Below are 13,565 nucleotides of genomic sequence, written 5' to 3'. Positions count from 1 at the left end.
ATATTTGTAGAGATGTTGCTGGTAACATCTCTACATTTGATTTTTTTACTCCCATAATCTTCTTCCTGCTTTCCCTTGTAATCTTTCATGGGTATCTTTTAATAAGGTAGGAATATCTAAATTTTCTGGACATTTGGGTAAACAATCACCACATTCTGTACAACGGTTGGCTTTCATTCCTGGAAACCAATGACCGGCTTTTTCAAACATTCCATAACGATATTGTCCATAATCTGTCATATTGTAGGCTACGGCTAAATTTCTTAATCTTAAAACTTCGGGAATATGAATATTTTCGGGACAAGGTAAACAAGCATAACATTGACTACATTTATCAGTTAATAAAACATTATTTTGCTGAGTTTCTAATCTTTCTAAAATATCAATTTCCGCTTTTGTTAATTCATTTTTATGAGCAAAAATTTCTGGAGATATTACTAACTCTTCCGGTTTTGCTGGTCCTATACTCAAGGTAGTAATGCGTTTATCATTTAGCAGAAAACGATAATTAAAATCTAAGGGTGTGAATGGATGACAAAGTTCTTTTAATCTTTGGGGTGGACTATATAATTTTCCCCCTTTATCAGCGGGAGAAATAATAAAAACCCCCATATCTTTCTCTATTGCTAATTGAATTGCGGCGGTATTACGTTGGAAAAAATAGTAATAATGCAGATTGACAAATTCAAAAAAATCTGTATTTATAGCTGCTAAAATTAGATCTAATCCACCGTGGGTAGAAAAACCAATATGTCTAACTCTGCCATCATTTATAGCCTCTTGTACAGCCAGCATACAGCCGTTTTTTGATTGTACCCATTCTAAATGTTGCCAAGTATTTAATCCATGAATTCCTAGACAATCTAAATAATCTAAATTTAACCGTTTTAAAGATTCATCAATATACTGACGCATGGTATCAGCATCCGCTGTAGGCGGAATTTTGGTAGTAATATAAAGTTGATGACGAGGTATTGATAAACCAGCCTTAATAGCTTTAGCCAGATATGCTTCGCACTCACCATAACCTCTAGCTGTTTCTAGATGATTAATTCCTAAAGATAAGGCTTTTTCAATGGTTTGCTGGACATTTTCGCTATCAGTTAAATAGCGCATTGTTCCCAAAGAAAAAACAGAAAGATGTAAATTAGTTTTACCAAAACGACGATATTGCATGAATCCAATTTATCCAGTTAAGTAAATGATGGCTGAGTTGAGGAAAGAATAGAGAAATAATAAAATAATTTTTTTTGTGTTTTCTCAATTCTCAGCTTTGACAACTCAGTAATTATTACTCAATACTTTCCTGCGGTACTAGCTTTCTCCATTGCCAAACCGCTTAATTAAGTCCTCGGGACGGAGATTAGAAATAAATTCGCGGAAGGCCTCCTGTTCAGCTTCATCAGCATCACGATCTACGGGGATAGAAGCATCAGCGACTACTTCTTCCATCACCCAAATAGGGGTATTTGTACGTAGGGCAATAGCGATCGCATCACTGGGACGAGCATCAATTTCTTTTTTGACATCCCCTTGCTGAAGAATTAACGCAGCATAAAAGGTATCCTTTTGCAGAGTATGAATAATGACTCTATCTAAGGTCATATTCCACGCCTCCAGCATATTTACCATCAGGTCATGGGTTAAAGGTCTAGGAGGCTTTTGATTTTCCATAGCCCCCATAATTGCTCTCGCTTGTTCTTGACCGATGTAAATGGGCAAAGCGCGACGATCTGAACCATCTTTCAGGAGTACAATCGGGCTGCGGGTGATGGCATCTAATGCTATACCAGCGACTTTCATTTCTATCATTGGTTCAGCCTCTAAAATTCTTTAATCGCTTGGAACTATGTAGCAGACAATACACTCTTCTGAAAATTAAAAATTAATGGTTCGTTGACTGTTGTTGTGGTCTCCTAGCAATGAGGTATAAATAAACCTATTTCATACCATATTAACAACTAATTTATTTATCCTTCATATTTTATCCTTCTTTAACCTTTAAATTCAAGTAAGCCCTGGGAGTGATGTTAATATGTTAATATTCATTTAGCAAAATCGGGAAATAAATTAAACCTACGGGCTGTAAATTTTTTCCGATAATTATGAGTTGATTTCCGCCAAAATTAGGCAATAAATAAAATTATTTTCGCAAAAGCTGTGTTTACAGGATTAATTCAAGGTTTAGGAACGATAAAACCCCGTGGGGGAGATTTGTGGCAGATTAGTTATCTTAGTCAGCCACAGACAATCGTTCAGGACTTGGCTTATGGTGATAGTATAGCTGTAGATGGAGTCTGTCTGACGGTTGAAGAAATATTAAAAGATGGATTTATTGCCACCGCTTCACCAGAAACCCTCGGGCGCACAACATTAGGTCAAGAAGAAACTCAGCAAAGATATGTTAACTTAGAAACATCGCTGCGAGTAGGTGGTAAAGTCGGTGGTCATTTTGTCATGGGTCATGTAGATGGAATTGGTCAGTTAATAACATCTAAACAAACTGCTAGTTCCTGGGAAATGACCTTTGTTGCTCCCGATGCGATCGCTCGTTATATTGTTCCTAAAGGTAGTATTGCTGTTAATGGTATCAGCCTAACGGTCGCTGAATATAAATCAGAGTTATCTCAATTTACAGTCGCAGTCATACCGCTGACTTATGCCGAAACCAATCTGAGTCATTTAGTCCCAGGGAGTTGGGTAAATTTAGAAGCAGACATCTTGGGTAAATACGTAGAAAAGTTCCTCACTCCTGGAAATAATCACCATCAAAAAGGGGATATTACAACTGCATTTTTAGCAGAAAATGGGTATTTGTAGAGGGAATTGGCAATTCCCCCTACCTTAATTAACGAGCTTGGGCTATCCGCTGAGATTGTATCAATTGACTGATTCCACCCTCTAACTGTACACCTGGGTCAACAGCCACCCATCCATTTTGGGTGAGGTGACGGACTTCAAAGTGCAAGTGAGAACCAGTAGAATTACCCGTGTTACCAACTAAGCCAAGGACAGTTCCTGGTTCTACCCATTGGCCGGGTTGAACAAAGATTTCTGACATATGACCGTAGAGAGTTTGTTGAGCCGAAGCATGATTAATGATCACAGCTAAACCGTAACCACTAACCCAGTTAGCAGTCTCGACTTGACCTTTAGCTGCTGCTAAAATTGGTGTTCCCGTGGGTGCCCCCAAGTCTGTGCCAGTGTGAAAGCGACTATCACCTGTGATAGGATGAACTCGCCAGCCAAACAAAGAAGTAATTGGGGCAGCGATAGCTAGAGGGAAGATCATTCCCGAACCACTACCACCACGATAGGCAATGGTATTAGTATAAGGAACTTCTGGTAAGACTGATGCCAGGGAGAACTTATAAGACACCATACTGGCACGAGGAGCAACATTGCCCTCCATCACTGGTGCTGGTAAACTACCCACCGGGGGAGCGATAGGATTAGCGCTCACAATTGTAGTGCTAAATTCCCCAGGATGAGGGAGAAAGCGACGGCGATGATAGGCTGCTTTTGTATGACTTGTATAATTGCGGGTATCAGTTCTGTTTTCAATTGCCCTTGACCGCCAATTATGTCGAGTCCGACTAATTTTACTGTCACTATTAGTAACATTTTCAGCAATATTCTTTTGCTGATTGTTATTTCCAGTTATAGGTGTCCAGGCTGATTTTTTGGCGGGGAAAACGGTCGGTAATTTAGCAGTTGCACTTTTTTTCAGCCAAGTCGGTGATGATCCTTGAAACTTAGCCACGGGGCGATTTTGGGTAGTTTTAGCACAAGCACCTGCGCCTAAAATTGTTCGACAACCTCTAGAACGTTCTGTCACTACTACAGAACTTGGGGATTGATAGTTACCTGTGTCGGGATTTTTGTACTCAGTGGGATCAATATAATTGTTGTTGTAATCCTTTGCGTTACTCCCTGTATCTATGGTAGTCTCCTCAGAGATTTTGGTTGTTCGGGAGACTTCCGGGAGTGTTTTGGCTAGGGAGTCAGCTTCCGACTGTTGAGCATTTTCACCTCTGGATTTTGCATCTCTAATAGCTTGTATAGCTCTATATCCACTTTTACTACTTAGCCTTTTTTTTAGCCTAGCTTGGCGTTCAGAAAAATCTGTTTTTGGTTGTGCTGTTGGTGACACAATAGTTTCTGGCTGAGCTGATTTGGCTGCTGCTTTTGGTTGGGAATTCTCAATAGTTGGGACAATGTTGTATATTGATGAACTTTCACTTGCAGCCACAAAACCGCTACCGATAAGACTAAAGCTAGTTAGTAGACAAAGGCCTCGTCCCGGTAGTTTAGAAGCAAAACCTTTACTCATCCCACTTAAGTAAAAATTTTTATGGGCAGATTTATGATGCTGCGTCATTTGTTCTCTTTTTTTGTGTGTAATAAACCTAAGAAAATGATGTCATTAAATGTTGGATGGATGTGTACTATCCTACCAGATGAAACCTAAGCTTGACGATAACCCAAACTAATTGTACCTGGTTGGCAGCAAATTTCGGGTGTTATTGGTGCTTTTGGATCATCAGTTGTCATTTTTAACCGGAGATTACCCTCTTGAGTTACACCAACTACTGTACCTAAAAGATTATTGACATAAACCTGATCACCCATATTTGTGAGGACATCAAGATAGTTAGATAAGAGTATACTTATTCCTTCTGCTTGTAAACACTCTATACCGGACTTAATTCCTAGTAAAACCTTTGAAGTTAGCATTTCTAGGTGATCTATCATCTGATAATTCTGGGAATTTTGCCATAATTTCAGATTAATTCCTGTGGACGGAACCTGATTTTCCCAGTTAATACCAACACCAATAACGGCTTGAGTGATTTGTCCTTGATTAACTTTGGTTTCCGTCAAAATGCCGCCTAATTTGCGACTATTTAATACTAAATCATTCGGCCATTTTATGCCCACTGGTAAACCACATTTTCGTAATTGTGCTGTAATGCCCCAAGCGCTGGCCAAGGTAAGTTGATAACTATTGGTAGCTTCTAGTTTAGGATCTATTGCCATCGAAAGATATAGACCGCCAGCAGGAGACTGCCATTGACGACCCCATTGGCCTCTCCCTGCGGTTTGTTGAGTAGCAATAACTATACAGCCTGGTTTTTCTCCTTGGTGAATGAGTTGCCACAGGGTTTGATTTGTGGAGGATAATGTATTAAAAATATGTAGGGAGAATGGTAAGTCTTGATGCTTATATTCTGCTTTTAAGCTATCTACCAAAAGTTGCCGATTAAATTCCACTGCATTGCCCCATAATTGACTTGAAGATTTTTTTGGCTTTTTGGCAAATCTGTTTTGGCCGTTGTTCAAGTTAACATTGAATTGATTGAAAGTTGTTAATTTTCTGTTGAGGTTTGGTTAAAGATGCACACTTGGCATTGGCACAATTGGGAAGGTCTACCCTACCTAACTTGTAATCTTCTAAAACCCTGGCCTCATGGTTTCTTTACCCAACGGTTTTGGCCACGTCTACCTCATGAGCTAACTGAGGCACTACAACCAGAGGCCTTAGTTTATCGCTTAAAACAGGTACATGGCAATACTGTTTTGACTCCCCAGGAAGTTGATCATTATGTTAACATCAGTGATGATGATTTGGCTTTAGCAGATGGTTTAATTAGTCATCAACCTTTACAAGCTGTCTGGGTGGCCTCTGCTGACTGTACACCTGTTTTGATTGGAGATGTCAAAACTGGACAAGTAGCGGCTTTACACGCTGGTTGGCGCGGTACTGCGGCGAAAATTGTCCCGGCAGCTATTCATAGAATGCAAGCCCACGGCAGTAATTTAGCAGATTTGCGTGTGGCAATGGGTCCGGCTATTGCGGGTGAAGTTTATCAAGTGGCGGTGGAAGTAGCCGCAGAAATTGGCAGTAGCGTTATACCACACAACGAACCAGAAAAAATTATTGCTGCTTTGCGTGATTTACCAAATTCACCTTTACTCAGTGATACAGAACCGGGAAAAGTGCGTTTAGATGTGCGTCAGGTAAATGCTTTACAGTTGGAACAGTTGGGAGTTAGTTTAGAACAAATTGCCATCGCACCCTATTGTACTTTCCAAACTCCAGAACATTTCTTTTCCTATCGTCGAGAACAGCAGAAAAAGGTGCAATGGTCAGGAATTGTCAGTTTAGATGATATTACCCAACCGAATTATCACTAAAAGTGTAAGAATGGTTATTCATAGAAAGAAAACTTGCCATTTCCAAAGTTGTTCTATATTGGTATAAACAAAACATAACGGGACACAATCATGACTAATACCCAAACCAATAGCGATATCCAAGCAAAAATCCAAGAAGAAGTTGAAGAAGCTCGGGCTGTATGCGACATTTCCGGTAGTAATTCCGCTGCGTGTGCTGCTGCTTGGGACGCAGTAGAAGAACTTCAAGCCGCAGCATCTCACCAGAGCCAAGACAAGCCTAAAAACTCTCTAGAAAAGTATTGCGATGCTAATCCAGACGCAGATGAGTGCCGTCTTTATGAAGACTAAAACCAGCAGTTGTACTTTTTTCACTAAGTGACAATTTACGGGAATTTTGCACCAGACGGGGAATAAACCCCCCGTTTTTCACTTTTGAACAGAATACCAAAACTGACTTTTTTTCTTTCATGGCTCAAGACAAGCTACGCTATCAAATATCCAGTTACAAATTTTTCTAGTTTTCTATTGACTCTATGACAGAAGTATGGTTTCGCCCCTATGTTTGGATGGACTATTGGCTAGAATTATTATTTGTGCTGATTATTCCCATAATTCTCCTAATTTGGGCATTTGTGCAAAAATCTGAAGCCATGCAACGCTTATTAATGATTTACTGGCGTGTAGCTAGTCTATTAGCCATTACTATCTATTTAATGATTGGTGGCTTGGGAGTTGGTTTTATATCTGCTTTAATGGCACGGATTCTCGTCCCTATGGCACTATGGTTTTGGGTGGATATCAATGATGAAATTGAGTATCATCCCCAAGGTGCATTAAAACTGATTTTTACCTCTTGGCGTTGGGCAACAACGGTTTATTGTAGTTTAGGAGCGTTAGCCCTTTTACCTTTTTTACGTTGCGCTTTTTCGGCTAATACGCTGAAAACTCCTTACTGTAGTGTTTGGTTGGAAGCACCATTAGTCTTTAAAGACTATTTCCACCATAAGAGTACACCTGCTTTTCTCGGTTTTATCGGTATAGTTACTTTGGGATTTTACATAGTGTATTTAAGTTATTTTGTCGCGTTCAAACTCAGTAAATATGGACGTTCGACTACACATTAATTGTGTCTCATGGCAAGTCGCTCAAAGGTCACTCATGTTAAAATTATGAATAGTCCTATTAGTAAAAGACTGGAACAATACACAGTTAAAAGACCACAAGAGGTGCTTATTATCAATGTGGAAGTTGACGGTGAAACTGATACAATTGCTGTTTTTAAAGGCTTTTCTAGTTCTTTAATGCGTTCAACTGCTTTTGATCCTGATGTTCCTGTGTTATCTGAAGCTGCTAAAATTATCACTATTGATAGAATAGCAAGTCCCTATCATCCTGAGTCACCCCGTTATCTGGAAAAGGATATTTCCTGGGAAAATATGCAGGTTTTATTGTCGGAAGTTGGTGTTTAGATTAGTCAGGGTTTTTTGAATTTTCAATTGTCACTATGTCCCGTTCTGGATACACTTTACCAGTTTTCGCTTGTGCTGCTGCTGTTGCGGCTTTACATTGGCTACGTTATCGTAAAAATATAAATTCTGTCTCCATAGACTTGCTTGAACCTGCTAAAATGGGAGAAATACCCATTGACCAAGTAGCAGGAATATCAGAAAATCAAGCCCTGGCTATGACTCGCAGTGATCCTGGTGATAATCTGGATTTAACTAAAAATACACCAATTTGGTCCGTGGTAGAATGGTACGAAGGAGATGGAGAATCAGTAATTATTCAGGGTGGAGAAGGTATTGGGAAAAAACTCAATGATGATGGTAAAGCCGCAATTTATACTTACGCTCAACGGTTATTTCAGGAAAATTTACGTAAATTATTAACAGAGACGGAAAAAATCAAAGTTACTATTATTTTACCAGAAGGGCGATCGCTGGCCATCCGTACTTCTAACTCAGCTTTTGGTGTAGTAGAGGGACTATCTTTACTGGGAACAACGGGTATTTCTCAACCTTTAAGCACACCGGATCAATTAGCGGCTTTTCGTGCTAATCTAGAGGAAAGGGCTAGTAAATTTACAACTTTGGTATTTTGTATTGGGGAAAATGGGCTAGATTTAGCCCAGAAAATCGGTATAAATCCCGCACAGTTGATAAAAACCGCCAATTGGTTGGGACCAATGTTAGTAGCTGCTGATGTCTTAGGTGTCAAAGAAATTTTATTATTTGGTTATCATGGTAAATTGATGAAACTAGCGGGGGGAATTTTTCACACCCATCATCATTTGGCTGATGGTCGTCGGGAAATTTTAACCAGCCATTGTGCTATGCTCGGTTTAAATGCGACCGATATTCAAACCATTTTTCACAGTCCTACAGCCGAAGCAGCACTAAAACACCTGAAAAACCTTGATATTAATACTGGTAGTAATTGGGTAAATCTAGTCTATAGTGCAATTGCTGAAGCAATTGACACCCGTAGCCAAGTATATATCAATAGCCACAATGAACAAGGTAAAACTAGTATAGCTTGCGGTTGCGTCCTGTTTGACCGCGATCGCCAAATTTTTGTAAAAAGCAAAACTGGTTGTATCTTACTGGAAAAATTGTGCTAAATTAATAAGAATTATCATCATACCAATTTAAAGTAGGCAAATAGTCACTCCAGAATTATCAAATTTATCAATTAACTTATCCGTCTTTGCGGTTAATGATAATTGAAATCTACTAGTCTAATCTGGCTGCTTGGTCTTAAATTGGTATAAATAACTCAAATAAATATTTTTTTTAATACTAAATTTGAAATTTGAATTTGATTTCGATGATTAATTTAACAGTTATGACTATTAATCACAAAAATCATCAAAATCACAGACTGTGACTTTCTATCCTTAACGACACACCTTGGCTACCATGAATACAGCGGTGACTCTACCAACGGTTGAAGTACCTCAAACACAACAAAATTTGGGGAACCTGAAACAGCAAATAATTGTAATTTTAGACTTTGGTTCTCAATATTCTGAGTTAATTGCGCGTCGTATCCGCGAAACTCAAGTATATTCCGAAGTTCTTTCCTACCGCACCACAGCGGAACAGTTACGTCAACTTAACCCCAAAGGTATTATTCTTTCTGGTGGCCCTAGTTCTGTATATAGTGACTTTGCTCCCCATTGTGACTCAGAAATTTGGAAGTTGGGAATACCAGTTCTGGGAGTGTGCTATGGTATGCAATTGATGGTTAATCAATTGGGTGGGGAAGTTACCAAAGCGGAACGAGGTGAATATGGTAAAGCATCTCTATATATAGATGATCCTACAGACTTATTAACTAATGTCGAAGAGGGTACAACTATGTGGATGAGTCATGGAGATTCAGTTACAAGCCTACCTCCAGGCTTTGAACTGCTTGCCCATACCCACAATACACCTTGTGCAGCGATCGCTCATCACGACAAAAAACTTTATGGCGTACAGTTTCACCCCGAAGTCGTCCATTCTCAGGGTGGTTTAGCTTTAATTCGTAATTTTGTTTATCATATCTGTGAATGTGAACCTACTTGGACAACAGCGGCTTTTGTTGAGGAAGCCATTCAGGAAATTCGCACCAAGGTAGGGGATAAACGGGTATTATTAGCATTGTCTGGTGGGGTAGATTCTTCTACTTTGGCCTTTCTTTTGTATAAAGCCATTGGTGAACAGTTAACCTGTGTATTTATTGACCAGGGTTTTATGCGGAAATTAGAACCCGAAAGGTTAGTAAAGTTATTTAAAGAACAATTCCATATTCCTGTAGAATATGTCAATGCCCGTGAGCGATTTATCTCAGCTATCGCTGGAGTCACAGACCCAGAGGAAAAACGTCGGCGTATTGGACATGAATTTATCAGCGTTTTTGAGGAAACATCCAAGAATCTTGGACACTTCGACTACTTGGCTCAAGGAACACTCTATCCAGACGTGATTGAATCTGCTGATACCAATGTTGACCCCAAAACTGGGGAACGGGTAGCAGTGAAAATTAAAAGTCATCACAATGTGGGTGGTTTACCAAAAGACTTGAGATTTAAACTGGTAGAACCGCTGCGGAAACTATTTAAAGACGAAGTTCGTAAAGTTGGTCGTTCTATTGGTTTACCAGAAGAAATTGTCCAACGTCAACCTTTTCCCGGACCGGGTTTAGCAATTCGCATTTTAGGGGAGGTCACTGCTGAACGCTTAAATATTTTGCGAGATGCTGATTTAATCGTCCGTCAAGAAATTAACCAACGCGGCTTGTATAATCAGGTTTGGCAAGCTTTTGCTGTCCTTTTACCCATTCGCAGCGTTGGAGTTATGGGTGATAAACGTACCTATGCCCATCCTATTGTTTTACGGATTGTTACCAGCGAGGATGGGATGACCGCAGACTGGGCGCGGATTCCTTATGACGTGCTAGAAGCCATTTCTAACCGCATTGTCAATGAAGTGAAAGGGGTTAATCGTGTGGTTTATGATATCACTTCTAAACCACCAGGAACTATTGAGTGGGAATAGATAATAGGTAATAGGTAATTGGTAATTGGTAATTGGTAATTAACAGCTATTAGTTGCCTTTTACCTATCCTGATCAGTAAAATTAAGAATTATGACGTTTTGTTGAGAATATTATGACTGCAAAAGTAGAAATTTATACTTGGTCAACTTGCCCTTTTTGTCTCCGTGCTAAAAGTCTACTGAACAATAAAGGTGTTAATTTTACTGAATATAGTATTGACGGAGATGAGGACGCAAGAGCAAAAATGGCACAGCGAGCTAATGGTAGACGTTCTCTACCCCAAATTTTTATTAATGATCATCACATAGGTGGTTGTGATGATATACACGCTTTAGAACGTCAAGGTAAATTAGATGAGATGTTAGCATCTTAATTACCTAATTAAGATTAAAAGATTATGTATCAGATCCCCAAGTTCCTACTCTCATTTTTCTTGCTCTGAGATACATAAATGAATTTGAGAAGTCGGGGATCTTGAATATTCTTTAATGTGAAAATTCATGGATAACAGAGGTATAAAGGGTGAAACTGGCTTTTATTATTGATCCTATACATAAACTTGATCCATGTCATGATACCAGTGTGGCACTGATGGAAGCAGGGCAAATTTTGGGACATGAAATATGGATAACTCAAGCAAATTTACTAAGTGTAATTGATGGCAAAGCTTGGGCTGTATCCCAACAAGTAGAGCTTGTTCCTGTAAAGTTGGTGGAGGGACGTTGGTTAGCGGTTGATAATTGGTTTAAATTAAGCCCTAGGGTTTTTATTCCTTTAGAAGAAATGGATGCCGTATTTATGCGGACTGATCCACCAATAAATGACGCTTATCTTTATGCTACTTATATTTTGGATTATATTGACCAAAATAAAACTCTAGTCATCAATAACCCTGCTGGTATTCGTAGTGCGAATGAAAAAATGTACGCCCTTCAGTTTCGGGAATGTGTTCCCGAAACCATTGTTAGTGCTGATAAACAGGTTATCCGCGAGTTTGTGGTAGCCAAAGCAGCGACAATTCTCAAACCACTGGGAAATAAAGCTGGAGAAGGAATTTTATTTTTACAAGCAAGCGATCGCAATTTTAATTCTATTGTTGAACTTAGCACAGTTCATGGTCAAATTCCCGTCATGGTACAAAATTATTTACCTCAAGCCAAGGAGGGAGATAAACGGATTATCTTACTTAATGGTCAAGCCATAGGCGCGCTTAATCGTATTGCCAGCGGTAGTGATTTTCGTAATAATATGGCAACTGGTGGTACTGTCGCAAAAACTAATATCACCCCAAGAGAAGAGGAAATTTGCACTCATTTAGCCGCAAAACTCCGTCAAGATGGGTTAATTTTCGTTGGTATTGATGTCATTGGTGGCTACCTTACGGAAGTTAATGTGACAAGTCCTACCGGAGTCAGGGAAATTGATCGACTTAATGGTACTAATCTTGGTTATCAAGTAATTCAATGGGTAGAAGCGAATATTCATTTGAGGGGAAAATGAGGAATAATTTGATCAATTTCCTCCATGATTCGGAAAGTTTCTGTTAAAGAGATAACAATTTTTTGATAATGGTTAATTTCCTGAGTAGATAATTCTCTTTTGGCGTTTTTTCTGTCTTTTAACCATTTATCTAATACTTGATATCCTCCGATTTTAAATTCCCAGATATGTTGAGGAATATTGGTAAAGTAATTCTGTTTATTAACATATACTCTTTGCAATTCTGAATGATAAGTAACCTCAGTAATTTGATTATCTCCTATTTGTTGATAAGTTGTCATTAAATTATTGAGTGTATGAGATTTCATTAAATGTAAATTAACTAATTCTTCTCCCTTGATAGCTAAGGAGTTAAATAGGTTTTGATTACTAGTTAAGGGAAGACGGGGAAAATCTATCTTTAGAAATTCAGCGTATCTAGTGCGGTATGTAGGACTGTGAAAAATAGCATAAGCATAGTAAAAAATTTGTTCTGGTGGGGGTATTTTACCAAGTTTTTCTTTAATAGCTTCTAAGAATTTTGGGGATAGGTTAGGAGTTTTTTCTACAAAAAGATTTGTTTGTTTATTTTCTGTATTTGGGTAGATATAAAGAGGAAAAACATAAGTTGCTTCTCTACTTTTTAACGATACAGTACAATGTTCTGTGAGAATTTCTGAACAAAATATATGATAAAAACCAGGTTCAACTTGCTGACGACAGGAGAGTAACGCAATATTATTACCCTTTAGCAAATGTCCCATTAATTCTTTACGACTATCTCCCCTTTCAATAATCTTAGGATTATAATAAACCCAACGATTATCAAATGGTCTATAAGCATATACTAGTAGTTTTGATTCAATTTCATCTTGTTTAATATCTAACTTAGCTTTTTCTAAACTCCAATATTCTGTATCTTTGATATTGTATTTCTGTTTTAATTCTTCTAAATTAGTATTTATAGAAATATCACGAAAACGATTTATTAGAGTTTCTCTATCGTAGTCAACACATACATTATCCCTTCTAGTTTTCACACCAGCAGCATAAATAGGAAATATATCCGTAATACTTAACTCTCTTTTATATTCATCTTCATAATCAAGATTTTTCGGTGCAAAAAAGTAATTAGGTTCAGTAGGTTTTACTTCTATCCAATCAATATTATCTAAACTTGCAGATTCTAAAAAATTATATTTATCCTCACGCTTTCCCCAAAGATCATAATATAACACCTTGGCCATTTCTTTAACACCATCTCTGGATTTATAAGCAGTAGAACCATAATCAGGTTGATCTTTTTCCCGCACAGCAATTAAAATCGCTACACCCTGTTGAATATCAAACACATTTTGATCAAT

The 13,565-nt window shown here is 38.4% G+C and carries 14 protein-coding genes; 9 read left to right on the top strand and 5 right to left on the bottom strand.

Features of this window, described 5'->3' with window-relative positions; all coding sequences use genetic code 11:
* Positions 1-45 precede the first annotated feature (45 nt).
* Positions 46-1,176, bottom strand: a complete 1,131-nt coding sequence (locus H6F62_RS04210) for an aldo/keto reductase (protein ID WP_137908088.1) — start codon at positions 1,174-1,176, stop codon at positions 46-48.
* A gap of 138 nt (positions 1,177-1,314) precedes the next feature.
* Positions 1,315-1,812: a bifunctional nuclease family protein gene (locus H6F62_RS04205; RefSeq protein WP_028082839.1), complete on the bottom strand. Its 498-nt coding sequence runs from the start codon at positions 1,810-1,812 to the stop codon at positions 1,315-1,317.
* A 348-nt stretch (positions 1,813-2,160) separates the two neighbouring features.
* Between H6F62_RS04205 and H6F62_RS04200 the strand changes: the two genes are divergently transcribed.
* Positions 2,161-2,820 carry a riboflavin synthase gene (locus H6F62_RS04200; RefSeq protein WP_190371417.1) on the top strand — a complete coding sequence of 220 codons (660 nt, stop codon included), beginning with the start codon at positions 2,161-2,163 and terminating at the stop codon, positions 2,818-2,820.
* 28 nt (positions 2,821-2,848) lie between these two features.
* Here H6F62_RS04200 and H6F62_RS04195 read toward each other — a convergent pair whose 3' ends face one another.
* Both H6F62_RS04195 and H6F62_RS04190 read right to left on the bottom strand, forming a co-directional pair.
* Positions 2,849-4,381, bottom strand: coding sequence for a M23 family metallopeptidase (locus H6F62_RS04195; protein WP_137908090.1), 1,533 nt, complete (start codon positions 4,379-4,381; stop codon positions 2,849-2,851).
* A gap of 86 nt (positions 4,382-4,467) precedes the next feature.
* Positions 4,468-5,274 carry a biotin--[acetyl-CoA-carboxylase] ligase gene (locus H6F62_RS04190; protein WP_137908097.1) on the bottom strand — a complete coding sequence of 269 codons (807 nt, stop codon included), beginning with the start codon at positions 5,272-5,274 and terminating at the stop codon, positions 4,468-4,470.
* A gap of 123 nt (positions 5,275-5,397) precedes the next feature.
* On the opposite strand from H6F62_RS04190, the gene pgeF reads away from it, so the two are divergent.
* The 8 genes from pgeF to gshB all read left to right on the top strand — a co-directional run bounded on the left by pgeF (position 5,398) and on the right by gshB (position 12,222).
* Complete coding sequence (pgeF, locus tag H6F62_RS04185) at positions 5,398-6,198, top strand: peptidoglycan editing factor PgeF (protein WP_137908091.1); 801 nt, start codon at positions 5,398-5,400, stop codon at positions 6,196-6,198.
* Positions 6,199-6,288: 90 nt separating this feature from the next.
* Complete coding sequence (locus H6F62_RS04180) at positions 6,289-6,528, top strand: Calvin cycle protein CP12 (protein ID WP_137908092.1); 240 nt, start codon at positions 6,289-6,291, stop codon at positions 6,526-6,528.
* Between the two features lie 185 nt (positions 6,529-6,713).
* A complete protein-coding gene (locus H6F62_RS04175; protein ID WP_190371416.1) occupies positions 6,714-7,304 on the top strand; it encodes a DUF3177 family protein in 591 nt (196 codons plus the stop codon).
* Between the two features lie 45 nt (positions 7,305-7,349).
* Positions 7,350-7,649, top strand: a complete 300-nt coding sequence (locus H6F62_RS04170; protein ID WP_137908098.1) for a hypothetical protein — start codon at positions 7,350-7,352, stop codon at positions 7,647-7,649.
* Positions 7,650-7,684: 35 nt separating this feature from the next.
* Positions 7,685-8,800, top strand: coding sequence for a cobalt-precorrin-5B (C(1))-methyltransferase CbiD (gene cbiD, locus H6F62_RS04165; RefSeq protein ID WP_190371415.1), 1,116 nt, complete (start codon positions 7,685-7,687; stop codon positions 8,798-8,800).
* Between the two features lie 298 nt (positions 8,801-9,098).
* Complete coding sequence (gene guaA / locus H6F62_RS04160) at positions 9,099-10,721, top strand: glutamine-hydrolyzing GMP synthase (RefSeq protein ID WP_137908099.1); 1,623 nt, start codon at positions 9,099-9,101, stop codon at positions 10,719-10,721.
* 113 nt (positions 10,722-10,834) lie between these two features.
* A complete protein-coding gene (grxC, locus tag H6F62_RS04155) occupies positions 10,835-11,095 on the top strand; it encodes a glutaredoxin 3 (protein ID WP_190371414.1) in 261 nt (86 codons plus the stop codon).
* 149 nt (positions 11,096-11,244) lie between these two features.
* Positions 11,245-12,222 carry a glutathione synthase gene (gene gshB / locus H6F62_RS04150; protein WP_190371413.1) on the top strand — a complete coding sequence of 326 codons (978 nt, stop codon included), beginning with the start codon at positions 11,245-11,247 and terminating at the stop codon, positions 12,220-12,222.
* Here the strand turns inward: gshB and H6F62_RS04145 are convergent.
* A partial coding sequence (locus tag H6F62_RS04145; protein WP_347238696.1) for a type ISP restriction/modification enzyme occupies positions 12,204-13,565 on the bottom strand: 1,362 nt, incomplete at its 5' end. The genes gshB and H6F62_RS04145 overlap by 19 nt on opposite strands.

Source organism: Anabaena sp. FACHB-1391, assembly GCF_014696755.1.
Taxonomy (GTDB): Bacteria; Cyanobacteriota; Cyanobacteriia; order Cyanobacteriales; family Nostocaceae; genus Dolichospermum; species Dolichospermum planctonicum.
This window is presented reverse-complemented; position numbering and strand designations above follow the sequence as displayed.